Below are 26,580 nucleotides of genomic sequence, written 5' to 3' on the forward strand. Positions count from 1 at the left end.
GCACTGCCCTCTCGACAAACTGTTTGGCCCGCGCGGGCCAAACGCATCGTGTCAGGCGCAGCCTGTCCTTTTAACAACAGCGGTGCTCACAACCGCGCCAGAACGGCGCGGGCGGCGCGCAGTCCAGGATCCTCGCCCCCCTCGCCCAAGCGCGTCATGGTGACCTCCATCGCTGCCAATTGCGCCTCCGGCGCTTGCATGATGTCGAGCAGCGCTTGTCCGATCCGATCGGGCTGACAATCAGGGCCCAGGAAGTCAGGAACCACCCGCGTGTCCGAAACCAGGTTGACCAGGGTCACGGTGTCCACCAAAGCCATCGCGCGGATCAACCGAAAGGTGAGCCAGTTCATTTTGTAGGCAATCACCATCGGCGTGCGCGCCGCGGCCAGTTCCAAGGACACGGTCCCTGAGGCAGCCAGAGCAATATCCGCCGCGCGAAAAGCCGCGCGTTTGAGATGGCCCGCCGCGGCCAACGTCCTGCCGCGCGGGTCCAGAACCACTGCTTTTACAGGCCAGTCCGCGACCGCGTCCCGCACCAGCTCCGCCACGGGGGCCGCTGCCGGAACCACCACCTTCAGATCGGGATGGCGCGCCAGGACCGGTGAAACGGATTGCCCAAAAACCGCGGCCAGCCGTGACACTTCCCCGCGGCGTGATCCCGGCAGAACCATTAAAACGGGCGCATCGCCAAGGCCGTATTCTGCGCGAAAGGCCAACGCGTCCTCCGCGCTTGCCTTGGGCTCCGCTACCACCGGATGTCCCACGAAGTCACAAACCATCCCATCCACGGTCATCAGCGGCGGCTCAAACGGAAAGAGCGCCAACACTTGGTCGATGACCTGCGCCATCTTTTTCGCCCGCCCGGCACGCCAGGCCCAGACGGTCGGCGCCACATAATGCACAGTGCGGATGGTGCTGACGGACTTCACCCGGCGCGCGACCCTGAGCGAAAAATCCGGGCTGTCGATGGTGATCAGTACATCAGGTGCCGCCTTCACCACGCCGGCTGCAGTCTCGTTGATGCGGGCCATCAGTGCCCGATACTTGGGCAGGATTTCCGCAATACCCATCACGCTGAGTTCTTCCATTGGGAAGCGACTGACCAGCCCCTCAGCCTGCATGTCGGTGCCACCAATGCCATCGAACTGAACCTCTGGCAGAAGCTGTTTCAACCCCTTCATCAATGCGCCGCCTAGCTTGTCGCCCGAAGGCTCGCCCGCGATGATGAAAACCCGCATCAGCCCGGCGTGCGCGCCCAAAGGACCAGACCTGCCGCCTCCGCAGCGGCCACTGTCGCCTCAGGCTCCAAAAGAATGACCTGGCCCGCATCCACCACAACCCCGGCCAAACCGGCTGCCGCGGCAGCGGTAATCGTACCGGGGCCAATAGCGGGCATATCCACGCGCAAATCTTGGCCCTGCTTGGGCCGTTTGACCAAGATCGCCCGCGCCTTGGCCGCCGCAGCGGGCAATGTGCGCAGGAGATGATCCGTCCCGCCCAGCGTCTCGATGCCCCAGACCTGCCCGGCGCCAACAACACAGCCCTGCCCCACATCCAGCGGGGCCAGAGCGGCCAGCACAGCCGCGGCACGGGTCACATCCGCCTGCATCTGATCATCGGGCTGCGCGGTGGACAGCACCCCCTCAGGCACCAGGATATCCGGCGCCAGTTCATGCGCGGCCCGCACCATGAACCCCTGCGACTCGAAAACCGCGATGACAGCCCGCAGCGCCCCGTCATCCCCGGATCCAAGCGCCTTCATGATCAAGGGCACAAAGGGCAAGGTCGCCGCATCCAGCGCTGCCGGATCAACCGGTGGCCGCTCAATCGCACCGCACATGCAGATCTCCGTCACCCCTCGGGCCTTGAGATCGCCCAGCAACGTGCCCAGATGTTCCAGCCGAAAGGTGAGATCCGCCGTCAGCTTGTCTGGTTCAAAGCCTTGCAACACACAGATCAACGGCGGTGGTGACTGCGCCCCAGCGATGCGGGCGGGAAGCCCCCCGCGCCCTGCGATCAACGCCAGCATCAGCGCGGCGTCAGGAAGTGACGGTCGCTGCCCGCCAGGATGAAATCAACGATCTCGCGCACGTAGTCGCTGGTGGTCTCATCCGCCAGACGCCGGGCGCGGTCGTGGAAGGTGCCTTCGCCCTGCGCCAGCATCTGAAATCCCGCACGCAACGCGGTGATGTCCGCACGCGACACGCCGCGGCGCTTCAGCCCCACCAGATTGAGCCCGTCAAGCTCGCCGCGCGGGGCCTGTACCAGACCGTAAGGGATCACATCATTGGTCACCATGGTCACGGCCCCGATGATCGCCCCGCGCCCGATGCGCACGAATTGATGCACGCCGGACAGACCGCCCACGATCACGTCATCCTCCAACACGCAATGCCCGGCAATGGCCACGGAATTCACGATGATGCAGCGATCCCCGAGGATCGCGTCATGGGCAATGTGACAGCCCGCCATGAAAAGCCCGTCATCGCCGATCCGGGTGATGCCGCCACCACCTTCGGTGCCGCAATTCATCGTCACATGTTCACGGATGCGGTTGCGTTTGCCGATCACCAGCCGCGTGGCTTCGCCCTTGAATTTCAGATCCTGCGGGATCTCTCCGATCACCGCGAAAGGAAAGATCTCTGTATCCTCGCCAATCTCGGTCTGGCCCGTCACCACCACATGGCTCTTGAGGTGCACGCCCGCGGCCAGAGAAACCTCCGGTCCCACGATGCAAAACGGCCCGATCACCGCAGAAGGGTCGATCTGCGCGCCCTCTTCGATGACGGCGCTGGGGTGAATATTGCTCATGCGCAGCTACCCCAGATCCATCATCGCGGTGAATTCACACTCTGCGGCCATTTCACCATCGACAGACGCCACGCCCCCAAAGCGCCAGACCTTGCCACCGGGTTTGCCGCGCAGGGTCTGCAGCTGCATTTCAAGCACATCGCCGGGCACGACCTTGCGGCGGAACTTGGCCTTTTCGATCGCCATGAAATAGACCTTCATCTCCTTATCCGCCATCTCCAGCGTCACGCCCACCATCACGGCGGCGGTCTGCGCCATGGCCTCGATGATCGTGACCCCCGGCATGATCGGAAGCCCCGGAAAATGGCCCTGAAAATGCGGCTCGTTCATTGTGACATTCTTGATGCCCTTGGCCGATGTCGTGCCGTCAATATCGACCACCTTGTCCACCAGAAGAAACGGATAGCGATGCGGCAGGATCCGCTGAATCAATTGGATGTCAGCGCTGGTGGTCGGGCTTGTCATGTCAGGTGTCCTTTTGTCCTCAAGGGCTTGACCCTCTGCCTAGCAACTGAGCGGCGGCGGAGCAAGCATCGTGCAACCGGCTCAGGGCCTGGGCACATCGCTCCCATCCCCCAAAACCGCATCCAGGCGTTCCACGGCGGTTCGGGTGATGTCGATGGCGTTGGAGCTGAGAAAAACCGACCGGCGCTCCATGATAACCGCGGCTCCGGCTTCGCGCATGAGCATTTCCAGAACCGGTGCCGCCGCGTTCAAAAAGACGACGCGACGCTCTTCCAGCGCCACATTCAGATCCCGCGTCTTGGCATCCTGTCTGCGGCGAGTGGATTGTACCTTTTCGTCAAAAGCATCCGCCAAAACCCGAAACTCCGCCGGGGTCATTGTGCCGCGTTTATCGGTGAGTTCTTTTTCCTCGGCGGAAAGCTCTTCCTCGATCCGACGGTTTTCAGCGGCCAGTTCAGCACCCCGCGCTTCGAATTCTTCGACCGTGCGCTGACCGAAGGCGCTGTCTGAAAACAGCTTGTCGGAATCTATGGTCAGGATCGGGCTTTGCACCGGTCCGACCCGCTGCGCCAGAGCTTCGCCCCCCCCAAGGCACAGCCAGACCGCCATCAAGACAGTTAGAAGCCGTGCCGCAGGTGCCATCGGATCAGAACGTTGTGCTGAGCGTCAATTCGAACGACTGATCGCGGTCAAACTCTTCTTTGCGCAGCGCGTCGGTGAAATTGAACCGGAGCGGACCGACCGGCGTGTTCCACAGGATCGCAAACCCGATCACGTGGCGGAACGAGCCGCCCTCACCCACGATATTGCCGCCGGCGACATTCACATCGCTGAGATCCCACAAGTTGCCAACGTCGTAAAAGAGACCACCTGTGATGCCATATTCCTCTGGCAGGCCCAGCGGGAATTCAGCTTCGAAACGCGCCGCCACATAGAGGTTGCCGCCCAGCGGATCTTCGGGACCGGTTGTCAGGTCGCGCGGACCAATGCCGCCCGGTTCAAAACCGCGGATGATATTGGAGTTCAGCAGGAACCGGTCCACCGCACGGTTTGTGCCGCTCTGCCAGGACAGCGCGCCGCCTTCGAGGGTTGCCCGCAGGGTGACCTCTTCGCTCAGAACCTTGGTCTGACCAACCACTTTTGCCGTGGTCTTGATGTATTGGCTGTCGCCACCAAGCCCGGCGAAATCCTGTGCGAACTCCAGCAGATAGCCGGAGTTTGGATCCAGACCGGTGATCCGGGTGTCGTACGTCAGCTCATATCCGATAGCGCTGCTCAACTGCTCACCGGCTGCAATTTCATTGCCGATGACCGGGCCATTGACCGGTGTGTCACGCTGCTGCATTTCCGAATCTTCCAGCGTATAGCGCAGCTGCAGCCGGGTGTTTTCGGCCACGGGGAAGGTCAGCGACGGCTGGAACAGGAACCGTTCCGTATCATAGGTGGTGAAGGAGCTGTCCGTCTCGGCGATATCGAACCGCAGACCAAGCGCGACTTCGCGGCCCAGGAACGACGGCTCAATGAAGTTGATGCCATAACGACGGGAATCTTCGGTGGTCGAGACGTTCAGAGCCAACCGTTGACCACGTCCGAGGAAGTTGTCTTCGGCAAACCGAATGGCAAAGCCCAGACCATCGTTGTTGGAGAAGGAGGCACCGAAACTGAAGGACCCTGTCGGCGCTTCGACAACATCCACATCGACCACCACCTGATCAGGTGACGTGCCCTCGCGCGCGTTCACTTCTGCGGTCTCAAAATACCCCAGCGCCCGGATGCGTTCCGCAGCTTCGCGAATCTCACGTGGGTTGAACGGGTCGCCCTCAACGCTGGTGAACTGGCGCCGGATCACCTGGTCCAGCGTGGTGGTGTTGCCTTCGATATCAATCCGCTCGACAAAAACACGCGGGCCGCGCGACAGCACATATTCGATGTTCAGGCGCAGGTTCCGGTCGTCGCGTGTCACACGCGGCTCGACCCGCAGGAAATCAACACCGTCACGCAGGGCCTGCCGCTCCATGCGCGCAATATCCGTTTCCAGCACGGTCGGTGAATAGGTGACACCCGGTCTGACCTTGGCGACCTCGCGGTACACATCCGCATCCACACCCGGGATGTTGCTGGTGACGGAAATCTCGCCAAACTGGAATTTCTGCCCTTCTTGCACATTGAACACCAGGAAATAGGCATCGCGCTCTTCCGTCAGCTCGGCGTTGACCGAGTTGGTGCGAAAGTCGATGTAACCGCGCGACAGGTAGAAATCACGCAGCAGCTGTTTGTCGAACTCGATCCGATCTGCGACCAGCAAATCCGCCCGGACAAAGGCGCGGAAGAGCCCGGCCTGCTTGGTGTCCAGCACGCGGCGCAACCGGCGGTCGGAATAGGCGCGGTTGCCCACAAAACTCAGCCGTTCGATCTCGATGGTGTCGCCCTCGAAAATCTCGAACACCAGATCGACGCGGTTGTCGGAGCGCCGGATGATTGTCGGTGACACTTTCGCCGCCAGACGCCCGTCATTGGCGTAGGCTTCAGCGATCAGCGCCGCATCGCGCTCGGCCTGTGCGGGGTTGAACACGCGACGCTCGTTGGAATTGATGGCGGCGGCCAGCGCCTCATCGTTCAGCCGGGCATTGCCCTCAAAGCTGATGCGGTTGATCGTCGGGAATTCTACAACCGTGATCCGGAGCGAATTGCCTTGCGGGTCGAAATCCACCGTCTCGAACAATCCGGAATCGATAAGCCGTTGAAAAGCGGTGTTCAACTCGGCGGCATTCAGGGTTTGACCGCGTGCGATTCCCGCCCGGGTGAGGATGGCCGCATCGCCGACCCGCACGTTTCCGTCCACGGTGATGGTGTTGAGCGTGTATTGCTGCGCCAGTACCGGTGTGGGTGGTGCCAACCAAACCACTGATAAAAGCAGACAAAAACTGCCGAGTCGCATCAGCGATTTGAGTGCGTTGAAATGCCCAAGCTGACGCGGACCTGTGCCCGATGTGCCCCGATTCATGACCTGCCCCGATCCTCAGATTTTAGTTAATATCTGAGTACCGATAATGCCGGGTATTGTCAAAACCATGTGGCCAAAAAACGGCACACAACTACATGCGCGCCGGTTTGGCTGGATTTGTAAATATTTGCGAGGCGCGCTGGCGCGTCAGATATGGCCGGAAATCAGCCGAAAGCCGTGCCAATCCAGGCACCGGCACCGAGTGCCAGACCAATTGTACCAATATAGAGCGCGCGATCCCAGTTGAGATCCATCAGCAGGCTAAGACCACGGTATCCATTATGTATCGCTTGCATTGCAGTTCTCCGATCTCGTCACCGAAGAACTACCGAAGGATTGCGGCGTGAATTTGTCCAATTGTGGCACAACTGGGGCAATTTGGCCCAGCCATTGGGTTACGGGCAGAAAAGATCGTTGCCCAAGGCAAAGAGCATCAGGGTCAGCACCGTCGCCAGCCCGAAGGTCATCAATACCCGCAGCGCCTTGTCGCTGGGCGGTTTCCCGGTGACGGCCTCATAGGCGTAGAACACAAGGTGTCCGCCATCCAGCGCTGGCACTGGAAAGAGGTTCAGCAAGCCCACGGCTGTGCTCAGCACGGCAATGAACCACACGAAAGATTGCGCGCCCTGGCTGGCCATGGTGCCAGAGACCTGGGCGATACCAATCGGCCCGCTGAGATTGCAGGTGCTGATGGCCCCGGTGATCATATGACCCAGACCAGACAGCGACCCTTCGATGATGCGTCCGGTTTGGCGGACACCGCTCATGATCGCCTCGCCGACCCCCGGCGTTTGAGTTGCGGGCTCAAACGCCAAACCGCCCGCAATGCCGATCCGCCACTGCGTAGCAAAGCCGCCATCGGGTTGCGGCTCATCCACACGTTTCGGTGTCAGTGTCACATCAAGTTCTTCACCATCGCGCCAGACCCGCAGGGCAAGTGACGCGCCCTCGCCGCCCTCAACCGCCGCCTTAAGCTCGTCAAAGGCAAAGATCGGCGCCCCATCAATAGCGGTGATCACGTCGCCCACGACCAGCCCGGCCCCGAGCGCGGCGCTCTGCGGGCTCACGCCAGTCACCAGCGGCGGCAAGAGATAGGCCCCAGGCACATCGCGTTCCGAACCATCGCGGCGCACGGTGTAATCCAGCACAGGCACCACCGGCACGGCATCGATGAAATCGGCATAGGCCACCGCGTCTTCCATGCTGGGCACCGGCACGCCATTGATGCCGATCACCTCATCGCCAACCTCCAGACCGCGATCTGCAACCGGCAAGGGGCGCAATTCGCCAACCGTCAGGGGATCACGGGACACACCGCTGGTCAAAACCACGGCGGCAAACACGATGATCGACAGGGCAAAGTTGAAAATCGGGCCTGCCGCGACGGTTGCCGCCCGCGCCCAAAGTGGCGCACCGTGCATGGTGGCGCGTAGCCGTTCAGGATCATTTTGCGCCGCCGCCATCGCGTCTTCGTCCTTGCCCGAGGCGGCATTGGCGTCGCCTGCAAATTTGACGTAGCCGCCAAATGGCAAGGCCGCGACCTGCCATTTCGTACCGCGCCGGTCCATGCGCGACCACAGCACCGGACCAAAGCCCAAGGAGAATACATCCGCGTGAATCCCCGACCACCGACCGACAATGTAATGGCCGTATTCGTGGATGGCGACGATCACGGAAAGCGCCAGCACAAATGCCGCAAGTGTCCAGATCAGGCCGCCAAACTGCGGGATCAACGCGAAAATATCCAATTTCTAACCTGCTCTGTTGTGAATGACCCGTTGGGCCTCTTGTCGTGCCAGATGGTCCACTTTGGCCACGTTATCAAGGGTCATGGTGGCATCAATATGGCCCGGCGTGGACGTGATGATGGCCAGAACCTCTTCGACAATCATTGCCATTTCGTTGAAACCGATGTGGCCCGCGATGAATTCATCGAGCGCGGTTTCTTTGGCCGCGTTGAACACCGCCCCGGCCAACCCGCCGGTTTCCATCACCTCGCGCGCGAGCCGCAGCGCGGGCCACCGGGTCTCGCAGGGGGCGCGAAAGCTCAGCTGACCAATGGCGGCCAGATCCAGCCGCGCCACCGGCAGCGCCTGTCGCGCGGGCCAGTGCAGCGCATAGCCGATGGCGTGGCGCATATCGGGCGGACCCACATGCGCCATCAGCGCGCCATCGTTGAAGCCGACCATTGCATGGATCATCGATTCAGGGTGCACCAGCACTTCGATCTGGCGCGGCTGAACGCCAAAAAACTCTCGTGTTTCAATGAGTTCCATCGCCTTGTTAAACATGGATGCTGAATCAATCGTGATCCGCTGCCCCATGTCCCAGTTGGGATGGCTGGAGGCCTGATCAAGCGTCGCATTTGCCAGGTCTTCAATCGGCCAATCGCGAAACGCCCCGCCGCTGGCGGTGATGATCACCCGCTCCACTGCGGTCATCTCCTCGCCCACCAGGGCCTGAAACACTGCCGAATGCTCACTGTCCACCGGCAACAAGCGTGCGCCGTGGGCCTTGGCGGTTTCAAGCATCAGAGATCCGGCGCAGACCAGCGATTCCTTGTTGGCCAGCGCCAGGGTTGTGCCCTGTTTCAGCGCCGCGACCCCCGGTGCCAGACCTGCAGCCCCGACAATGGCCGACATGATCCAATCCGCAGGCCGCGCGGCAGCTTCTGTAATTGCGTCTGTCCCGGCCTGCGCGACAACGCCTGAGCCTGCCAAGGCATCGCGCAGATCGTCCAGCAGGTGATCATGGGCGGTCACCGCCACTTCGGCACGCAGGCGCTTGGCGTCCTTGGCCAGTTGTTCGATGTTGCCGGCCCCGGTCAGCGCGACGACGTCATAGTCTTCCGGTGCGCGCGCAATCAGATCGATGGTGTTTTGGCCAATGGAGCCTGTGGCCCCGAAAATGCTGATCCGCCGCATCGCCTATCTCAACATCAGGGGCGATCCCATGATCGGCCCCCCGATGATCAGCAAAAACACCGCCGCCCCCAGCATTCCGTCAAACCGGTCGAGCAGGCCGCCGTGACCCGGGATCAGGTTGGAGCTGTCCTTGACCCCCACCCGCCGTTTGATCGCGCTTTCAGCGATATCGCCCATCTGGCTGGCCATGGAGACCGCAACCGACACGCCGATCAATTGCACGCCTGCCCCGGTATTGGCCATGAAGAGCGCCCCCACGATGGCCGCGCCGATCCAGCCGAACCCGGTGCCGGCCCATGTTTTCTTGGGGCTGACGCGCGGCCAGAACTTCGGCCCGCCGATCAAACGGCCCGCGAAATACCCAACCACGTCCGTTGCCACAACCACGAGCACCATCCAGAGCATCCAGTTGAATCCAAGATCGTCGCGCACCGACATCATGCCATAGCCCGCCATCAGCACCATCACGGAAAACACCATGTAGATCGTGCGGAACTCGCGCAATTGCCCAAACCCGACCAGCGCCGCCGCCAGCAGAATGGGCAGCGCAAAACCGGCGGGCAGATAGATCGCCAGCAGCGCGGCACCACCGGTCAATGCGCCAAGTTGCAGTGCGGTGGATTTCGGTGCGTGCAACATGACCGCCAGTTCCCAGACCATCAGACCGCAAATCGCGGCGACCATCACGTGAAACACATGCCCGCCCGCCCAAACGCCCCAGAGCCCCAGAACCACCAAAGCGGCGCCAGAGCCCATACGCGTCGCAAGATCGGACCATTTTTCAGGCGCTACCGTCACCCAAGCACCCCACCATAGCGCCGGTCGCGCCCGCCAAAGGCGGCACAGAGGTTCTTGAACTCATCGCTGGTGAAGTCGGGCCAGAGCGTATCGATGAATTCATATTCCGAATAGGCCGACTGCCAGAGCAGGAAATTCGAAATCCGCGCTTCGCCGCTGGTCCGAATGACCAGATCGGGATCGGGCAGCACATGTGTGTCCAGATAGCGCGGCAGCGTTTCCTCATCGACATCGTCGGGATGCAACCGCCCCTCAGCCACGTCACCGGCCAGCCGCTTGGTCGCGCGCGCCACCTCATCCCGCCCGCCATAGTTGAGCGCAATGGTCAGATGCACCAGCGTGTTCTGCGCCGTTGCCGTTTCGAGATCATTCATCAGCGCAATCAGCTTGTCATCCAGGCGCAGCCGGTCGCCGATAAAGCGCACCCGTACGCCCGAGGTGATCAGCGCCCGTGTCTCCTTGACGATGTAGCGCCGAAAGAGGGTCATCAGCCCCGCAACCTCGACCTGTGTGCGCTTCCAGTTTTCTGTCGAGAAGGCAAAGATCGTCAGGTATTCCACACCGATCTGCGGACAGCTTTCCACGATTTCGCGCACCCGTCGTGCGCCTGCGTGGTGCCCATAGAGCCGGGGGCGGCCGCGCTGCGTGGCCCAGCGACCGTTCCCATCCATGATGATGGCCACATGACGCGGACATCCCGGAATCAGGTTCACTTGGGGTTGCGGCACACCAGCCATGATACTCTCCTACTCCTGACACATCCTATAAACCAGACATTGCGTCGGTCTGCGGTAAATCGGTCCGGCGCGTATGTTCTGCGCATTTGACTATGGTTTACCTAAAACACCTATGACCCCGACCGGGGTGCTGCGAAAAAATAGGGGCGCAGCGGCCCAATGCCCACTAAACCTGCATGATCTCGCCTTGCTTGGTTTCCAACATCTCGTCAATCGTCTTGATGGCGCGATCGGTGATTTCCTGCACTTCGCCTTCCCAGATTTTCTGGTCGTCTTCGGACATGCCCTCGCCCTTGGCCTTCTTGATCTGGTCCATGCCGTCGCGGCGTACATTGCGCACCGAGATGCGGGCATTCTCCGCATAGCTGCCGGCAACCTTGGTCAGCTCGCGGCGGCGCTCTTCGTTCAGTTCGGGGATCGGCAACATGATGATGGTGCCATTGAGCTGCGGGTTGATCCCCAGACCGCTTTCGCGGATCGCCTTTTCCACCTTGCCGACAAGCCCCTTGTCCCAGACGTTGATCGTCACCATGCGCGATTCAGGCACGTTCACCGTCCCCACCTGGTTGATCGGGGTCATGGCGCCATAGGCATCCACCATGACCGGCTCCAGCATCGAGGCTGACGCGCGACCGGTGCGCAGAGACGAGAATTCCGTGCGCAAATTCGCCATCGCCCCGTCCATGCGCCGCTCCAGGTCGTCGGTGTCGAGCATAAAATCGTCTGACATATATTCATCCTGCCACAAGTTTCTTGGCCCGCCTCTCAGCGCGCTCGCGTTGAAAAACTGTATAAATCAGGTAGCTGGCGAAAAGCCAGCAGGAGTTGCACCCGAATTGTCTCACCCCGTGCAGATCACGTGCAGATCGCTCTAACCCTGCACCCTTGTATAGGTGCCCTCGCCCGCGAGAATGCCGCGGAAGCCACCCGGCTCATCCAAAGAGAAGACAATGATCGGCAGGTTGTTGTCCCGCGCCAGTGCGATGGCACTGGCATCCATGACCCCCAGGCGCTTTTGCAAGACGTCGTCATAGCTTACCGTGTCATAGCGCTTGGCATCGCTGTGCCGGGCCGGGTCCTTGTCATAGACGCCGTCCACCTTCGTGCCTTTGAAGATCGCCTCGCAGGACATCTCATTCGCGCGCAAAGTTGCCGCCGTGTCCGTCGTGAAATAAGGGTTGCCGGTGCCGGCGGCAAAGATACAGACCCGTTTTTTCTCAAGGTGGCGCACGGCGCGGCGGCGAATATAGGGTTCTGCCACCTCGTTCATGGTGATGGCGGAAATGACCCGCGTATGAATGCCCAGACCTTCGAGCGCCGATTGCATCGCCAGCGCGTTCATGACCGTGGCAAGCATCCCCATATAGTCCGCGGTTGTCCGTTCCATCCCCTGCGCCGAGCCCTGCAATCCGCGAAAGATATTGCCGCCGCCGATCACCATGCAGATCTCGACACCCAGTTCATGGACCGACTGAACCTCGCGCGCGATCCGCTCGACGGTCGGCGGATTCAGGCCGAACCCCTGATCTCCCATCAGCGCCTCGCCCGAGATTTTCAGCATGACGCGTTTGAAGGTGGCCTGAGGGTCAGTTTCAGTCATGGGCGCGGGCTCCTGAGGCATGGGGTTTTGTTTGCGCGCAAAATGTCGCAAAAGCGGGCGGACTTCAATGCACCCTGACCGGGCACCGCGTATAAAATGACATCCACCTCCAGCAACCGCATGCATGCGCTGATCCGCGGCCTGTCACCGGAAAAGCCGGTGCTGATCGCCGGGCCAACGGCCTCGGGCAAATCGGCGCTGGCGCTGGAGATCGCTGACCGCCAAGGCGGCGTCATCATCAACGCCGATGCCAGCCAGGTCTACGACTGCTGGCGCGTCATCACCGCCCGCCCCTCACCTGCTGAGGAAAGGGCCGCCTCCCATAAGCTTTACGGGCATATCACCGCGCAAACGGCCTATTCCGCCGGGCATTGGCTGCGCGAGGTGACCCCGCTGCTGGCGGCGCCGGAGCGACCGATCATTGTTGGCGGCACCGGGCTTTATTTCATGGCGCTGACGAAAGGGTTGGCAGAGATCCCCCCGACACCCGCGCCCATCCGGGCGCGCGGCGACACGCTGGCCCTGCCGGCGCTTTTGGACGCGTTGGATCCAGCCACCAAGGCGCGGATCGATACCGCCAACCGCGCGCGCGTCCAACGCGCCTGGGAAGTTTTGCAGGCAACCGGGCGATCGCTGGCGGCCTGGCAGGATGAAACCGGCGCGCCGACCCTGCCGGCAACAGGGGTGGAAACCATCGTCTTTGATGTTGCCAAGGAATGGCTCAACGCGCGCATCGAACAGCGCTTCGATCTGATGATCGCGGAGGGCGCTTTGGAAGAAGTGCGCGCCGTTCGGTCGTGCTACGATCCGTCATTGCCCGCGCACCGCGCCATTGGTGTCCCGGAGTTGATGGCGCATCTCGATGGCAGTCTTTCGCTGGCGGAGGCCCGCGACCGCGCCGTCATCGCCACACGCCAATATGCCAAACGTCAACGCACCTGGTTTCGCTCAAAGATGCGCGACTGGCAGGCATTTGCGCCCGGAGCCATCGGCTGAGACTTGCCGACATTAAACTGCTGGTAACTGTTTTCAGCCCTAAGATCGGTATATCCTGAGTCGAAGGTGATGCCTTGCGGAGAGGGTGTATGGAGCACAACGCGCTGAGAATTCTATCGTTATCGCAGTTGAGCAACGGCCAGGACTGGCGGTTGTCGCTGGCGCATGACCGGGCGGAACATCTGCTCATCTGGACCACACGAGGACAGGGGCGTGTCCTGCTCGGCGGTCAAAGGCGCGGCGTCGGCACCCATAACGCGATCATCGTCCCCTCGCGCCAGCTTTTCGCGCTTGATCTGGGGCGGCAGGGCGTTGGCCAGGTGGTCGTATTCCCGGAAGCGACCGAGCTGTCATTGCCGCAAATGTCACGGCTGCTGCGAATCCGGGATGCGGGCGCGATGAACGAGCTGACCACATTGATTGACGCTGCGACGCGGGAACAGATCGCAGGCAAGCCCTTGTGCAAACTCTCCATGGATGCCTATGGCGCGCTGATCTCCATTTGGGTGCAACGACAGTTGGGGCTGGAAGAGCATGCGCCTGAGCGCCGCAACGCGGCGGCACGGCTGAGCGCGTCCTATTGCGATCGCATCAGCGCCTATTTCTCCCACCCGATGACCATGGCCGACCACGCCGAAGAGCTTGGCGTAACGCCCACGCATCTGACAAGGGCGTGCAAGGCCGCGACCGGCAAAACCGCCGCTGATTTGCTAACCGAACGCGTGCTTTATGAGGCGAGATGTCTGCTGGCGACCACCAAAGTGCCCGCACAGGACATCGCCCGGCATCTGGGGTTTGGCAGTGCGGCCTATTTCACCCGCTTCATGCAACACCACACGAATGCCACGCCGACGGCCCTGCGCAAAGCTTCCGCGCGGCTGGTCGAGGCTGCCTGAAGCGGCAGAAACCCTCCCCCGACACACCGGAAAATCATCGATTTGCGACGCATATGATGTCGCAAAAATACATTTTTACGGCGCAAGCCCACATTGACGCCGCCCCAAAAGTCATGCCTGATGGCCAGACAATATAATCCGGAAGCTCAAAAGAGCTTTTGAAAACCAGCGCGACCAACGCGCCATGGCCTGACAACAGGGGCGAAAATGGGACTATTTATACTCAGACGGCTGGGCGTCATGATATTGACGGCGCTCTGCCTGACGTTCGTCGTCTTTTGGCTGACGAACCTTTATCCGAACCTGGAGAAGCTTGCCAAAACGCAAGGGAACTTCCGCATGTCCGACGAGGCGGTGGAAAGCTATCTGGGCAAAAATGGTTATCTGCAGCCGATGCCGGTCAAATTCGGCCAGTGGCTGGGCGTTCTGCCGGGCTGGACCGTCGATACCGATGGCGAAATCACCGGAAAATGCTTTGCCGCAGGCACGCCCGAGGATGAGCGGCGCAGCTTTTGCGGGGTGCTGCAAGGGGATTGGGGGTTCTCAACCGTTTTCAAGGATGATGTTGGATCAATCGTTGCCACGCGATTGGGCCTGACCGGCAAGCTGATGCTCTGTGTGATGCTGGTGATGGTGCCCATGGCGCTGATCATCGGGGTGCTGGCGGGCATGCGCGAAGGCTCGAAACTGGACCGGTCGCTCTCTACCTTCTCCATCGCCTCGACCGCGACCCCGGAATATGTATCGGGCGTCATTTTCATCGCGGTCTTTGCCTCCTCCGCCTTTGGATTGAAGTGGTTCAAGGGGTCGGCGACCAGCGCCATGGAAAACGTGACCTTTGAGAATTTCACCCTGCCGGTGATCACCATCGCGCTTTACGGCATGGGCTATATCGCGCGGATGACGCGGGCCTCGATGACCGAGGTGATGACCGCGCAATACATCCGCACGGCGCGCCTCAAGGGCGTGAAGTTCTCGGATATTGTTCTGAAACACGCGCTGCGCAACGCGCTGATCGCGCCCTTCACGGTGATCATGTTGCAGTTCCCCTGGCTCTTGAACGGGGTGGTGATCGTCGAGACGCTCTTCAACTACAAGGGCTTTGGCTGGCTGCTGGTGCAGGCCGCCTCCAACAACGACATCGAGCTGCTGCTGGCGGTCTCGGTTGTCTCAGTGATCGTGGTGCTGGTGACCCAGCTGATATCGGATATCGGCTATGTCTACCTCAATCCACGTATCCGGATCGCATAAGGGAGGGCTGGTCATGGAAGAACTTTCCTGGGGCGGCATTCTGGCCCGCATGTTCATTCAACTCGGTCCGGTCTGGATTGCGCTGATTGTCCTTTTCACCGTCTCGATGACGTATAAGCGTCGTCTGGGGCTTTATGGCAAACTCTTTGACAGCACGATCGGGATGATCGGCTTTGGCCTGGTCATGTTCTGGGTCTTTGTCGGCGTCTTCGGCGGCCCGCTGGATATGCTGGTCACCCACGACCCGCTGAGCCAGGTCTCGGGCATGAAGAACAAGCTGCCCGGCACGCCAATGCGCGGCGCGGAGGACGGGCAATACGCCTGGTTCCTGCTGGGGGGTGACAACCTGGCGCGGGACGTCTTCAGCCGTCTGATCAAAGGCGCCTGGGTTGTGGTGCAGATCGCCCCGATTGCCACGCTTTTTGCCTTCATGGTCGGCATCACGCTGGGGCTGCCCGCAGGGTATTACGGCGGGCGGCTCGACACGATCCTGTCGTTCCTTGCCAACCTGATCCTCGCCTTCCCGGTGATCCTGCTCTTCTACCTGCTGGTGACACCGGAAATCGTGCTGACGGGCATTCCCAACTATATGGCACTGTTCCTCTTTGTCTTCCCGCTGATCTTTGTGTGTATTCTGCTGAACTCGCGGTACTACACGCAGCCGGCGGTGCGCACCCCCCTGCTCATCGGCGTGCTGGGCGGGTTGGGCTGGCTCTACCTGTCTCTGGTCTCCACCAATGGCGCTGTGGTGGCAACGCCCACCTACTCGATCCCGGGCATCCCGGCGTTCCTTGATCTCTTCGACATCGATCCCGGTATTCTGGTGGTCTTCGTCTCAGTGGTCTTTGTGAACTCGCCGACCGTCTTCCGGATCGTCCGGGGCCTGGCGCTGGACATCAAGACGCGCGACTATGTGGCGGCGGCGCAAACGCGCGGCGAAGGCCCCTGGTACATCATGCTGTGGGAAATCCTGCCCAATGCGCGCGGGCCGCTGATCGTCGATTTCTGCCTGCGGATCGGGTATACGACCATCCTGCTGGGGACCCTGGGCTTCTTTGGCCTCGGGCTGGAATCGGAAAGCCCGGATTGGGGCAGCACGATCAACGCCGGGCGTCGCCTGTTGGCGCTGTACCCGCACGCGGCTATTGCACCCGCGCTGGCACTGCTGACGCTGGTTTTGGGGCTGAACCTGCTGGCCGACGGTCTGCGCGAGGAAAGTCTGCGCGATTGATGAACCGGACCGGGGGCTGTCTGCCCCCGGACCCCCGAGGATATTTCTGGCCAAAAGAAGCAAGACGCGACTGATCGGCCCTCCTGAAAGGAGCATACAGATGCCAAAGACCGACTACGATGGTCCCATCCTTGAAATCGACAAGCTGTCGATTTCGTTTTTCACCCGACTGCGCGAGATACCCGCCGTCATGGATTTTTCGGTCCATGTCAAACCTGGCGAAGCCGTTGGCCTGGTGGGCGAATCCGGTTGTGGCAAATCGACGGTGGCGCTGGGGGTCATGCAGGATCTGGGCAAGAATGGCCGCGTGGTTGGCGGCTCGATCAAGTTCAAGGGCCGCGATCTGGGTGAGATGAGCGATGAGGAGCTGCGCGATATTCGGGGCTCTGAGATTGCGATGATTTATCAGGAACCCATGGCCTCGCTGAACCCGGCGATGAAGATCGGCAAGCAGTTGATGGAAGTGCCGATGATCCATCAGGGCATGAGCGAAAAAGATGCTTACGCGCGGGCCCTGCAAGTGGTCACGGATGTGAAGCTGCCCGATCCGAAACGCATTTTGGGGTCCTATCCGCACCAATTGTCCGGTGGGCAACAACAGCGCATCGTGATCGCGATGGCGCTGATGTCCGAGCCTTCGTTGCTGATCCTCGATGAGCCGACCACCGCATTGGACGTGACGGTTGAGGCAGCGGTCGTGGAACTGGTCAAGGATCTGGGCAAGAAATACGGCACCTCGATGCTCTTTATCTCGCACAATCTCGGGCTGGTGTTGGAGACCTGCGACCGCATCTGCGTGATGTATTCCGGCGAGGCGGTGGAGCGTGGCTCCATCGAGGATGTGTTCGACAAGATGCAGCACCCCTATACGCAAGCGCTTTTCCGGTCGATCCCGCTGCCCGGCGCGGATAAGAATGCCCGCCCGCTGGTGGCCATCCCAGGGAACTTCCCCCTGCCGCATGAGCGTCCCAATGGCTGCAATTTCGGACCGCGCTGCGATTATTTCGAAGCGGGGCGCTGCGATCAAGGGTTCATCCCGATGCAGCAGGTCGATGGCGATGCCCGGCACGAAACCCGCTGTTTGAAGTTCCAAGAGATCGATTGGGCGGCACCACTGGAGCTGGCGGATGTCAAGACCAAGGGCGACGTGGGCGATGTGGTCCTGAAGATGGACAACCTCAAGAAGTACTATGAGGTGGCGGCCAATGCGATCTTTGGCGGTGGCAATAAAAAAGTCGTCAAGGCCAATGAGACCCTCACTTTCGAGGCCCGGGAGAGCGAGACCCTCGCCATTGTGGGCGAATCCGGCTGTGGCAAATCCACCTTCGCCAAGGTGCTGATGGGGCTGGAGACCGCAACGGAGGGGCAAATTCTGCTTGGCAACAAGGAGATCCAGGACGTCCCCATCGAGGAGCGCGACACCAAAACGGTCTCCGAAGTGCAAATGGTGTTCCAGAATCCCTTCGACACGCTCAACCCCTCGATGACCGTGGGCCGTCAGATCGTGCGTGCCCTGGAAATCTTCGGCATCGGCGAGAGTGACCGTGACCGCACGCAGCGCATGCTGAAACTGCTCGATCTGGTCAAGCTGCCCCGCGAGTTTGCGGATCGGATGCCGCGCCAGCTGTCTGGCGGGCAGAAACAACGGGTGGGCATTGCACGCGCCTTTGCGGGGGATGCGCGGATCGTGGTGGCGGATGAACCGGTCTCGGCGTTGGACGTCTCTGTGCAGGCGGCGGTCACCGATCTGCTGATGGAAATTCAGCGCGAGCACAAGACCACCCTGCTCTTCATCAGCCACGACCTCAGTATCGTGCGCTACCTCAGCGACCGGGTGATGGTGATGTATCTGGGTCATGTGGTGGAGCTGGGCACCACCGATCAGGTGTTCTCGCCGCCCTACCACCCCTATACCGAGGCGCTGCTCTCCGCCGTGCCCATCGCCGACACCTCTGTGAAGAAAAAGCACATCGTGCTTGAGGGTGACATTCCGTCGGCGATGAACCCGCCCTCGGGCTGCCCGTTCCAGACCCGGTGCCGCTGGAAGTCCGAAGTGCCTGGGGGCCTGTGCGAGAAAGAAGTGCCCCCGGTGCGCAATTTGGACGGCAATCACCAGATCAAGTGCCATCTGAGCGATGAGAAGCTCGCGGAGATGGAGCCGGTGATCGAAGTGGGCGTCGCCGCTGAATAATCCGCTTCCGGGAGAGAGGGTGCGGCGCAGACCGGCAAAAGATCTGCGCCGCAAACCACCGAGGGCCACGGGGCTGTGCCCCTCGGTGGAAACCCTTACGAGCCGACCAAGCGTAACGATGCCCGGGCGACGGTCACTCGTTACAACACGCTTCAGCTGCCGGAGGTGATGTCTTCTTCCGGCACCAATTCAACGATACGGTCGGCAAATGCCGCCAACATTGCGTCATAGAAATCTGCGTTGCTTGGGGCGACCGAAACGAAGCCTTCCGGAACGGCCTGCTCGTCGGTGCGGGCTGAGAGCCGGATCATCTCGACGAAATCGCGGCTGCCGCCCTCATAGGACAGGAAGCCTTCCAGCTCGTTGAACTCCGCCGAATCCGGCAGAATGGTGTCGCCATCCAGGCTCAAACGTTTGATTTTTACGGAAATGACACCCCCCTCGGGGTCATTTGTTGTGTCGACACGCGAGAGGATTTCACGGGTCAGATCATCCGCGATTGTCGGATAGAGGTCCAGCGCGTTGCTGCCCTGCGGTGCGCCAACCTGCGCCTTTACATCAATGGAGCTGATGCCCTGTCCTGCCGTGGCACCCGATGCCATGAATGCGGCCGTGCCGACGCTTACAACAAGGGCCGTGGTTTTGAGAAAATCGTACATGAGAATGCTCCTTCAAACCTGTTTCACACCCGCCGCAGAGATTTTCTTGGCGGCGGCATGGCAACAACAGCAGGCTCGCAGGAATGGTTCCGTCAAAAACCTCGCCGGGGTCTCAGGCTATGGGCGACATCGGGAACCCTAACTGGGTGAGAGGTGTTTTCTTCAATTTTTACAGCACCTTAAACATGACGAAAGGCAAGCAATTTCTCGCCTGCCTTTACAACTCCGCATTACAAAGCGTTGCAGATGGTGAGTTAGAACATCATCGTAATGACCAGACCCGTCAGGTAACTCAGGGAAAAGAGCGCAAAGCCTGGCTTCTTGCTCGCCAGAAACAATGAGGCCAGCATCAGAACCGGCGCCAGCGCCAACCCCCCCAAGGCTGGCAGGAACATCATCTGGTTCAGCTCGGTTCCCGGACCCCAGGGCGAATTCTCCGATGTCAGGCCGGTCAGCAGCACGGCGGCAATGCATCCCAGCACCGATCCGATCGCGATGGGTTGGAAATGGTCAAAGATGGCAAAGCGCTTGCGCGGCTGCCGTTGCATCGTCATCGGCACAGGTTGCGATTTCAACGCGCGGATGGGGGCCTTGGCCCGTGCGGGCGCCATGCCCTGATGCGCGCGGTTGATCCGGTCAATCCGGGCCTGGAAATTCGTCGTCGCCATGTGTCTATCCCCGTCAACTTTGTTGCTCATAACCTGTTGGGGAAATCGGGCGGCACTATGACCGGGATGAGGAGCGTTTGTGAAATCCACGACATCCATTGGACAGAGGCTTGTGCAGCCCAGATTGATCTCAGACGGGCGATCCTGAAACCGCTATTGACCGCCGATGACTTTCACATAGTTGCGGGTTTCCTTGAAGGGCGGCACGCCACCGTATTTCTTCACAGCCCCTGGCCCCGCATTATAGGCGGCCAGCGCCAGCCGCCATGTCCCGAATTCGCGGTATTGGGCCATCAGATAGCGGGCCCCCCCTTCGAGGTTCTGTTCCGGGTCAAGCGGGTCCACGCGCAGCTTGCGCGCAGTTGCCGGCATCAGCTGTGCAAGACCCAGGGCGCCCTTGTGCGACTTGGCCTTGGGGTTCCAGTTGGATTCCTGTTGCACCAGCCGCAGGAACAGATCCTCCGGCACCCCATGTTTGCGGGCCGCGGACCGCGCCATTTCCAGAAATTGCCCGCGATACCGACCATCATATTGCGGTGTGGCCCATTTGCTGGGGGTATGAACCGTCGGCGGCTGCAGGCGCACGGAATTGTTGTACTGGCTCGCGGCCCGCGTATCCAAAATGCGCGTCTGCGAAGAAAAGAGCTTGGCGCGGTTCTTGCTGGAGAGCGTCTGCGCGTCCACGGGCAGGCTCACCGCACCAAATGCAACGATCACGGCACCACAGCATGTCAGCCGGGCCAGGGTCTTGGGCATCCCACTCATCAGATTGGCCAATATACCGAAATTAACTTTTGATCCAGTGTTTTGCGCAAGGCAAGGGTTTGTTCAACCCACGGTTTTAGTGAGTGGAAAGCGCCGCGCTGTCGGTATAGGTTTAGTCAAATTGCAAAGGTCGGGATTCGCAAAGGCCCGATGCAGGCGGAAAGACACCAAAAGGGGGCACAATGGCCGGCTCAGTGAACAAGGTTATTCTCATCGGCAATCTGGGGCGCGACCCGGAAGTGCGCAGCTTTCAGAACGGCGGCAAGGTGTGCAACCTGCGCATCGCCACCTCCGAGACATGGAAGGACCGCAATACGGGCGAGCGCAAGGAACGCACCGAATGGCATTCCGTCGCGATCTTTCAGGAAGGTCTGGTGCGCATCGCGGAGCAGTATCTGCGCAAGGGGTCCAAGGTCTATATCGAAGGGCAGTTGCAGACCCGCAAGTGGCAGGATCAGTCCGGTCAGGACCGGTATTCCACCGAAGTGGTGCTGCAGGGCTATGGCGGCACGCTGACCATGCTGGACGGTCGCGATGGCGGCAGCGGCGGTGGTAACTTTGGCGGCGGCGGTGGCGGCTCCGCAGGCTATGACGACCGGGGCGGCGACAGCTATGGTGGCGGCTCAGGCGGCGGCAGCCCGGCCCCTTCACGCGATCTGGATGATGAAATCCCATTCTGACGACGTTCTGGTCCGCAGGCTTGAACAGGCGGATTCCGAAAGCCTCATCGCTCTCTATAATGAATTGACCTTCGGGCCCAAGACGGCCCGGATGCGCAGGGTGGCCGCCGTGATGGCGCATCCCGGCACCCGCATTTACGGCGCGGAGACCCAGGGCCGGATCATCGCCATGGTCACGCTGCATATCCTGCCGAATGTGACATATGATGGTCGGCCTTACGCGCTGATCGAAAATGTGGCGACCGCAGAAGAGTTTCGCAAACGCGGGATCGGCCGCAGCGTGATGCAGGCCGCGATTGATGCCGCCTGGGCGGAAGATGCCTATAAGATCATGCTGATGACCGGCCAGAAGCGCGGCGCACGCGGGTTTTACGAAGTGCTCGGCTTTGATTGCGAGGATAAGTTCGGCATGGTGCTGCGCCGGGCTTAACGCCGCGCAGCCAGAGCGTCCTGCAGAACGGCGCTTACCATGTCCTTCGGCACATCGGAGGTGATGAAGGCGTCGCCGATCCCCCGCGCAAGGATAAACCGCAGGGTCCCCTGCACCACCTTCTTGTCCTGCCCCATCAGTTCCAAAAGCCCATCCGCATCTGGCAATGCGCCGGGAATGTCGGCCATGTCTGTCTTCATGCCCATCGCCTTGAGATGCGCGCGCACCCGGCTGGGGTCTTCCTGCGCACAGAGCCCCATGCGCGACGACAGCTCAAAGGCCAGCGCGCAGCCCACCGCTACCCCCTCGCCATGCAGCAGCCGGTCGGAATAGCCCGTCGCCGCTTCCAGCGCATGGCCGAAGGTATGTCCGAGGTTCAGCAGGGCGCGGTCCCCCTGCTCGGTCTCGTCCCGTGTCACGATGTCGGCTTTCATCTGAACCGAGCGGCGTACTGCCTCGACCCGTGCGGCCATATCGCCCGCCGCCAGCGCAGGCCCTTGCTCTTCCAGCCATTCAAAGAATGCCGCATCCCCCAGCAGCCCGTATTTCACGACCTCGCCATACCCGGCCAGAAAATCGCGCGGCTCCAGGGAGCCCAGCACATCCGTATCTGCCAGAACCAGCGCGGGCTGATGGAAGGCGCCGATCAGGTTCTTGCCCTGTGCGGCGTTGATGCCCGTTTTACCGCCTACCGAGCTGTCGACCTGCGCCAGCAGGGAGGTCGGGATCTGCACAAATCGCACGCCACGACGCAGGATGGCCGCGGCAAACCCCGCCAGATCGCCAATGACGCCACCACCAAAGGCCAAAACGATGTCGCCGCGTTCAACCCGCTGGTCCAATAACCAGCTGACGCTCTGCTCCAGGGGCCCCCAGGATTTCGTGGCCTCGCCCGGCGGCAACGCCAGCGCCTCGCTTGTAATGCCCTCATGTGCCAGCCCCGCCTGAAGCGCGTCGAGATGCAGCGCCGCCACGGTCGTGTCGGTCAGGATCGACACCCTTGGGCGTGATAAAAACGGTGCAATCTCAGCGCCTGCCTGGGCCAGCAGCCCCGGCCCGATGCGCACGTCATAGGCGCGTCCCGGCAGATCGACATGGACAGTCTCAAGCATCGCGGCGCTCCAGCACATCCGTACGCGTCAACAGCACCGAGGTCACCCGCTGGGCCATCTGGTCCAGCGTCACAGGCGGCGCGCAGGGGACGCGCAGATCAGCCTTGCTATATTCTGGCACCCGCTTGGTGTAGAGATCCGTCAGGGTCGCCTTGGGGTCAGCGGTGCGCAGCAAGGGACGTGTATCGCGGTGGCGCACACGGCTCCACAACAGCTCCAAATCCGCGTCCAACCAGACGGCCACACCGTTGCGGGAAATGTTTTCCCGATTTTCTGCGGATAGAAAAGCACCGCCCCCCGTGGACAAGACGCAGCGCTCATCCTGCAACAGGCGCGAGATCACTTCCGTCTCGCGGGCCCTGAAAAACGGCTCGCCGTCGCGCGCAAAGATCTCCGGCACGGTCATATTCGCCGCAGCTTCGATTTCCTGATCCGAATCGAGAAAACGCACGTTCAGCAGTTGCGCCAGCACCCGACCCACCGCTGTCTTACCGGCCCCCATCATCCCGACCATGACAACAGTTTTTTTCAGCACATAGGGGTTTGCCTGGGCCCCGTTGGCCACGGATTGCTGAAATTCGCTCATAATTATGTGAATGACGTGATATTGTGCAAAAGGCCATATATAAGTTTGGAAAAATCGGCAGGCAATCAAGGCAGTATCAACAATGTCGCGCGTCTTTAAACTTCTGGTCTACCTCATCGTACTCGGTCTGATCGGGCTCGTAGGCTACGCCTATGTAGGCCCCTATTTCGGCGCTGATTTCTCGGCGCCCCAGGAAGAAGTCCGCGTACCTGTGACGCTGGATGCCAATTAACCCGCACATATCTCTGACGGTTCTGGTGCTGTGCGGTGGCTTGGGGGCAAAGCTCGCAGCGCAAGATCAGCCATTGTCGGTGATCGATTGGGTGCAGCAAAACCCCGATCAGCCCGCGATGACCTCTGTTGCCATGCCCAACGCCGAACCGCCGGTTGCCCATTCGGGGACCGTCCCGACGGTTGCTGTGCAGCCGCTTGAAGACGAGGCGATCCGCATCATCGGGCTGGTCCCGGCCAGCGTCACCGGCCTGCCGCAGGATCTGTGGCGCAAAAGCGACCCCGAGGGGCTCAGCACCACGCTCACCGGGCTTCCGGATTTTCGCCTGCCTGCCGCGCAGGCGCTTTTGTTCACCGCCCTGCTGACCGAGGCGCAAGGCCCGGGACGGGACGCGCGGGAAGAGGATGTTTTCACCCTCGCGCGGGTCGAAGCCTTGCAACGGTTCGGCGCGCTCGACCCGGCGCTGGCGCTGATCGAGCAGGCGGATGTGACACGCGACAAGGAGCACTTTGCCGCCTATATGGATCTGGCGTTGCTCACCGCGCAGGAGTGGCCTGCCTGCAATATTCTGGCCGCCCAATTGCATCTGTCGCCCAGCATCGGCCATCGCATCTATTGCGCCGCCCGCAAGGGGGACTGGGCCACCGCGGCGTTGCTATTTGATACCGCCCGCGCCCTGTCGATGATGTCGCGCGCAGATCAGGAATTGCTTGACCGGTTTCTGCATCCGGAACTCTTTGACGGCGCACCGCCGCTGCGCCCGCCACGTGACATCACGCCCCTGCTGTTTCGGCTGCATGAAGCGATTGGTGAACCGCTGCCCACCCGGCTGCTGCCGCGTGCCTACGCGGTTGCCGATCTGCGGGATCTGGCGGGCTGGAAAGCGCAGTTGGAAGCCGCAGAGCGGTTAGCGCAAACTGGTGCCCTGCCTGACAATCGCCTGCTCGGGCTCTACACCGAACGTGCGCCTGCGGCCTCCGGCAGCATCTGGGACAGGGTCGAGGCGGTGCAACAGTTCGATACCGGGCTTGGTGCCCGGTCTGCTGATGCGGTGTCAAAGACGCTGCCAAGGGCCTGGCAGGCCATGCAGCAGGCCGAACTGGAAACAGCCTTTGCCGGTCTCTTCAATGATCGTCTGTCAAACCTTGATCTGTCCGGGCGCGCAGCGGACATCGCCGAGACCATGGCCTATCTCTCGCCGGACTACGCTGCAGCCGCAGAGCGATCCGATAACAGCCTGTTGCGGGCGGTGGCGGCAGGCGATCCTTCCGGCATGACATCGAATGATCTTGTCACCAGCGCTGTCATCGACAGCTTCAAGCCCGGTGCCGAGAGCCGCGAGCTGATGACCATGGCGCGCACCGGGAGGCTGGGCGAGGTCATTCTGCGCGCGCTGGTTCTGCTGGAAGACGGTGCGGCGGGAGATCCCGGCGCACTCACCGAGGCCCTCGGCACCCTGCGCGCGCTGGGGTTCGAAGATACGATGCGGCGCGCAAGTTTGCAGATCCTTCTGTTGGAAAGGTTCGGGTAATGGCACAACGGCACTGGATTTCCGCGTTTCTCGAAGCGCAGGCAGCCGAACTTGGGGCTGCCCGCAATACCCTGCTGGCCTATGGCCGCGACTTGCAGGATTTTGAAAGCTGGCTGGCGCACAGCGACATTGGCTTTGACAAGGTCGTCAAAGCGGATGTGGAGAACTACCTGGTGAGCTGCGACGCCCAGGGCTTGTCAAAAGCCACGCGGGCGCGCCGGTTGTCGGCAATCAAGCAGCTCTTTCGCTTCGCCTTTGAGGAAGGCTGGCGCGAAGAAAACCCGGCAATCCAGATTGCGGGCCCCGGGCGGGACAAACGCCTGCCCAAAACCCTCTCCGAGGCGGAGGTGGACCGGTTGCTGGAAGCTGCCCGCGCGTCTGGCCGGTCGGAACGGGACCGGAAGCGCAACACCTGCCTGATGGAATTGCTCTATGCGACGGGCATGCGGGTGTCGGAACTGGTCAGCCTGCCGGTCAGTGCGGCACGGGGCGACCCCCGCATGCTGCTGATCCGCGGCAAAGGCGGCAAGGAACGTATGGTGCCGCTCTCGCCCCCCGCCCGCGAAGCATTGGCAGAGTGGATCGAGTTGCGCGACAGGATGGAGGATGATCGTCGCGTCGCTGGCAAGCCTGCGTCAAAGTACCTCTTTGTGTCGCATTCCGCGGCCGGACACCTGACGCGCCATCGGTTTTATCTGCTGATCAAGGAATTCGCCGTAACGGCGGGTGTTTCCCCGGACAAAGTGACGCCGCATACGTTGCGTCACGCCTTTGCCACCCATCTGTTGGCCAATGGGGCCGATTTGCGCTCGATCCAGACGTTGCTGGGCCACGCGGATGTCGCAACGACGGAGATCTACACCCATGTGCTGGAGGCGCGCCTGTCGGAACTGGTGCTCACCCATCACCCTTTAGCCAATGACGCGCCGCGGAAAAACGGCGACAAGGTCTCCTCGGACTGACGCGCGTTCAGCAACGGGTTTACCGGTAATACCGTTGCCAGCCCCTGGTGC

General features: G+C 61.2%; 28 protein-coding genes. 10 read left to right on the forward strand and 18 right to left on the reverse strand.

Going from position 1 to position 26,580, the window contains the following annotated elements:
* Positions 1 to 86 precede the first annotated feature (86 nt).
* The 13 genes from lpxB to pyrH all read right to left on the reverse strand — a co-directional run bounded on the left by lpxB (position 87) and on the right by pyrH (position 12,339).
* Complete coding sequence (gene lpxB, locus Q1A20_RS01020) at positions 87 to 1,238, reverse strand: lipid-A-disaccharide synthase (RefSeq protein ID WP_299915988.1); 1,152 nt, start codon at positions 1,236 to 1,238, stop codon at positions 87 to 89.
* A complete protein-coding gene (locus Q1A20_RS01025) occupies positions 1,238 to 2,029 on the reverse strand; it encodes an LpxI family protein (protein ID WP_299915578.1) in 792 nt (263 codons plus the stop codon). The genes lpxB and Q1A20_RS01025 overlap by 1 nt, the downstream gene beginning before the upstream one ends.
* Positions 2,029 to 2,811 carry an acyl-ACP--UDP-N-acetylglucosamine O-acyltransferase gene (gene lpxA, locus Q1A20_RS01030; protein WP_298969697.1) on the reverse strand — a complete coding sequence of 261 codons (783 nt, stop codon included), beginning with the start codon at positions 2,809 to 2,811 and terminating at the stop codon, positions 2,029 to 2,031. Before lpxA ends, Q1A20_RS01025 begins: the two co-directional genes overlap by 1 nt.
* Before the next feature lie 6 nt (positions 2,812 to 2,817).
* A complete protein-coding gene (gene fabZ / locus Q1A20_RS01035) occupies positions 2,818 to 3,276 on the reverse strand; it encodes a 3-hydroxyacyl-ACP dehydratase FabZ (RefSeq protein ID WP_299404501.1) in 459 nt (152 codons plus the stop codon).
* Positions 3,277 to 3,357: 81 nt separating this feature from the next.
* The gene (locus Q1A20_RS01040; protein ID WP_298969699.1) at positions 3,358 to 3,918 is read right to left on the reverse strand and encodes an OmpH family outer membrane protein; all 561 of its coding nucleotides are present in this window, start codon (positions 3,916 to 3,918) and stop codon (positions 3,358 to 3,360) included.
* 4 nt (positions 3,919 to 3,922) lie between these two features.
* On the reverse strand, positions 3,923 to 6,214 hold the full coding sequence (bamA, locus tag Q1A20_RS01045; protein WP_298970470.1) for an outer membrane protein assembly factor BamA: 2,292 nt from the start codon (positions 6,212 to 6,214) through the stop codon (positions 3,923 to 3,925).
* 230 nt (positions 6,215 to 6,444) lie between these two features.
* The gene (locus Q1A20_RS01050) at positions 6,445 to 6,576 is read right to left on the reverse strand and encodes a hypothetical protein (protein WP_298969700.1); all 132 of its coding nucleotides are present in this window, start codon (positions 6,574 to 6,576) and stop codon (positions 6,445 to 6,447) included.
* Between the two features lie 99 nt (positions 6,577 to 6,675).
* Entirely contained in the window at positions 6,676 to 8,028 is a 1,353-nt protein-coding gene (gene rseP / locus Q1A20_RS01055; RefSeq protein WP_298969701.1) for an RIP metalloprotease RseP, read from the reverse strand.
* A 3-nt stretch (positions 8,029 to 8,031) separates the two neighbouring features.
* On the reverse strand, positions 8,032 to 9,204 hold the full coding sequence (dxr, locus tag Q1A20_RS01060; RefSeq protein WP_299404493.1) for a 1-deoxy-D-xylulose-5-phosphate reductoisomerase: 1,173 nt from the start codon (positions 9,202 to 9,204) through the stop codon (positions 8,032 to 8,034).
* A 3-nt stretch (positions 9,205 to 9,207) separates the two neighbouring features.
* Positions 9,208 to 10,002 carry a phosphatidate cytidylyltransferase gene (locus Q1A20_RS01065; RefSeq protein ID WP_299915579.1) on the reverse strand — a complete coding sequence of 265 codons (795 nt, stop codon included), beginning with the start codon at positions 10,000 to 10,002 and terminating at the stop codon, positions 9,208 to 9,210.
* The gene (gene uppS, locus Q1A20_RS01070; RefSeq protein ID WP_299915580.1) at positions 9,999 to 10,739 is read right to left on the reverse strand and encodes a polyprenyl diphosphate synthase; all 741 of its coding nucleotides are present in this window, start codon (positions 10,737 to 10,739) and stop codon (positions 9,999 to 10,001) included. Before uppS ends, Q1A20_RS01065 begins: the two co-directional genes overlap by 4 nt.
* 166 nt (positions 10,740 to 10,905) lie before the next feature.
* Positions 10,906 to 11,469, reverse strand: a complete 564-nt coding sequence (gene frr, locus Q1A20_RS01075; RefSeq protein WP_298969705.1) for a ribosome recycling factor — start codon at positions 11,467 to 11,469, stop codon at positions 10,906 to 10,908.
* Between the two features lie 141 nt (positions 11,470 to 11,610).
* Complete coding sequence (gene pyrH / locus Q1A20_RS01080) at positions 11,611 to 12,339, reverse strand: UMP kinase (RefSeq protein WP_299915582.1); 729 nt, start codon at positions 12,337 to 12,339, stop codon at positions 11,611 to 11,613.
* A gap of 96 nt (positions 12,340 to 12,435) precedes the next feature.
* On the opposite strand from pyrH, the gene miaA reads away from it, so the two are divergent.
* The 5 genes from miaA (at position 12,436) to Q1A20_RS01105 (ending at position 18,904) form a co-directional block, all read left to right on the forward strand.
* Entirely contained in the window at positions 12,436 to 13,335 is a 900-nt protein-coding gene (miaA, locus tag Q1A20_RS01085) for a tRNA (adenosine(37)-N6)-dimethylallyltransferase MiaA (protein WP_299404487.1), read from the forward strand.
* Positions 13,336 to 13,424: 89 nt separating this feature from the next.
* Positions 13,425 to 14,231 (forward strand): AraC family transcriptional regulator, encoded by an 807-nt coding sequence (locus Q1A20_RS01090; protein ID WP_299915583.1) that lies wholly within the window; start codon positions 13,425 to 13,427, stop codon positions 14,229 to 14,231.
* A gap of 207 nt (positions 14,232 to 14,438) precedes the next feature.
* Positions 14,439 to 15,482, forward strand: coding sequence for an ABC transporter permease (locus Q1A20_RS01095; protein WP_299404481.1), 1,044 nt, complete (start codon positions 14,439 to 14,441; stop codon positions 15,480 to 15,482).
* A gap of 13 nt (positions 15,483 to 15,495) precedes the next feature.
* Positions 15,496 to 16,713, forward strand: coding sequence for an ABC transporter permease (locus Q1A20_RS01100; RefSeq protein ID WP_298969710.1), 1,218 nt, complete (start codon positions 15,496 to 15,498; stop codon positions 16,711 to 16,713).
* 100 nt (positions 16,714 to 16,813) lie between these two features.
* Complete coding sequence (locus Q1A20_RS01105) at positions 16,814 to 18,904, forward strand: ABC transporter ATP-binding protein (RefSeq protein WP_299404478.1); 2,091 nt, start codon at positions 16,814 to 16,816, stop codon at positions 18,902 to 18,904.
* A gap of 152 nt (positions 18,905 to 19,056) precedes the next feature.
* Here the strand turns inward: Q1A20_RS01105 and Q1A20_RS01110 are convergent, their stop codons facing one another.
* The 3 genes from Q1A20_RS01110 to Q1A20_RS01120 form a co-directional block, all read right to left on the reverse strand.
* Complete coding sequence (locus Q1A20_RS01110) at positions 19,057 to 19,563, reverse strand: hypothetical protein (RefSeq protein WP_298969712.1); 507 nt, start codon at positions 19,561 to 19,563, stop codon at positions 19,057 to 19,059.
* A 254-nt stretch (positions 19,564 to 19,817) separates the two neighbouring features.
* Entirely contained in the window at positions 19,818 to 20,231 is a 414-nt protein-coding gene (locus Q1A20_RS01115) for a hypothetical protein (RefSeq protein WP_298969713.1), read from the reverse strand.
* A 153-nt stretch (positions 20,232 to 20,384) separates the two neighbouring features.
* Complete coding sequence (locus tag Q1A20_RS01120; protein WP_299404475.1) at positions 20,385 to 20,996, reverse strand: lytic transglycosylase domain-containing protein; 612 nt, start codon at positions 20,994 to 20,996, stop codon at positions 20,385 to 20,387.
* A 182-nt stretch (positions 20,997 to 21,178) separates the two neighbouring features.
* On the opposite strand from Q1A20_RS01120, the gene ssb reads away from it, so the two are divergent.
* Together ssb and Q1A20_RS01130 are read left to right on the forward strand one after the other, a co-directional pair.
* Complete coding sequence (gene ssb, locus Q1A20_RS01125; protein ID WP_299404474.1) at positions 21,179 to 21,676, forward strand: single-stranded DNA-binding protein; 498 nt, start codon at positions 21,179 to 21,181, stop codon at positions 21,674 to 21,676.
* Complete coding sequence (locus Q1A20_RS01130) at positions 21,657 to 22,106, forward strand: GNAT family N-acetyltransferase (protein WP_299404471.1); 450 nt, start codon at positions 21,657 to 21,659, stop codon at positions 22,104 to 22,106. The genes ssb and Q1A20_RS01130 overlap by 20 nt, the downstream gene beginning before the upstream one ends.
* Here Q1A20_RS01130 and aroB read toward each other — a convergent pair.
* Entirely contained in the window at positions 22,103 to 23,218 is a 1,116-nt protein-coding gene (gene aroB / locus Q1A20_RS01135) for a 3-dehydroquinate synthase (protein ID WP_299404469.1), read from the reverse strand. The two genes, Q1A20_RS01130 and aroB, sit on opposite strands and share 4 nt — an antisense overlap.
* The gene (locus Q1A20_RS01140; protein WP_298969718.1) at positions 23,211 to 23,804 is read right to left on the reverse strand and encodes a shikimate kinase; all 594 of its coding nucleotides are present in this window, start codon (positions 23,802 to 23,804) and stop codon (positions 23,211 to 23,213) included. The genes aroB and Q1A20_RS01140 overlap by 8 nt, the downstream gene beginning before the upstream one ends.
* Positions 23,805 to 23,886: 82 nt before the next feature.
* Between Q1A20_RS01140 and Q1A20_RS01145 the strand changes: the two genes are divergently transcribed.
* From Q1A20_RS01145 to Q1A20_RS01155, 3 genes are read left to right on the forward strand one after another with little or no spacing between them, the layout of a single operon-like run.
* Positions 23,887 to 24,036, forward strand: coding sequence for a hypothetical protein (locus Q1A20_RS01145; protein WP_298969719.1), 150 nt, complete (start codon positions 23,887 to 23,889; stop codon positions 24,034 to 24,036).
* Positions 24,026 to 25,567: a hypothetical protein gene (locus Q1A20_RS01150; protein WP_299404465.1), complete on the forward strand. Its 1,542-nt coding sequence runs from the start codon at positions 24,026 to 24,028 to the stop codon at positions 25,565 to 25,567. Before Q1A20_RS01145 ends, Q1A20_RS01150 begins: the two co-directional genes overlap by 11 nt.
* Complete coding sequence (locus Q1A20_RS01155; protein ID WP_299404462.1) at positions 25,567 to 26,529, forward strand: site-specific tyrosine recombinase XerD; 963 nt, start codon at positions 25,567 to 25,569, stop codon at positions 26,527 to 26,529. The genes Q1A20_RS01150 and Q1A20_RS01155 overlap by 1 nt, the downstream gene beginning before the upstream one ends.
* Positions 26,530 to 26,580: the final 51 nt, after the last annotated feature.

This window comes from uncultured Roseobacter sp., assembly GCF_947501835.1.
GTDB lineage: Bacteria > Pseudomonadota > Alphaproteobacteria > Rhodobacterales > Rhodobacteraceae > Roseobacter.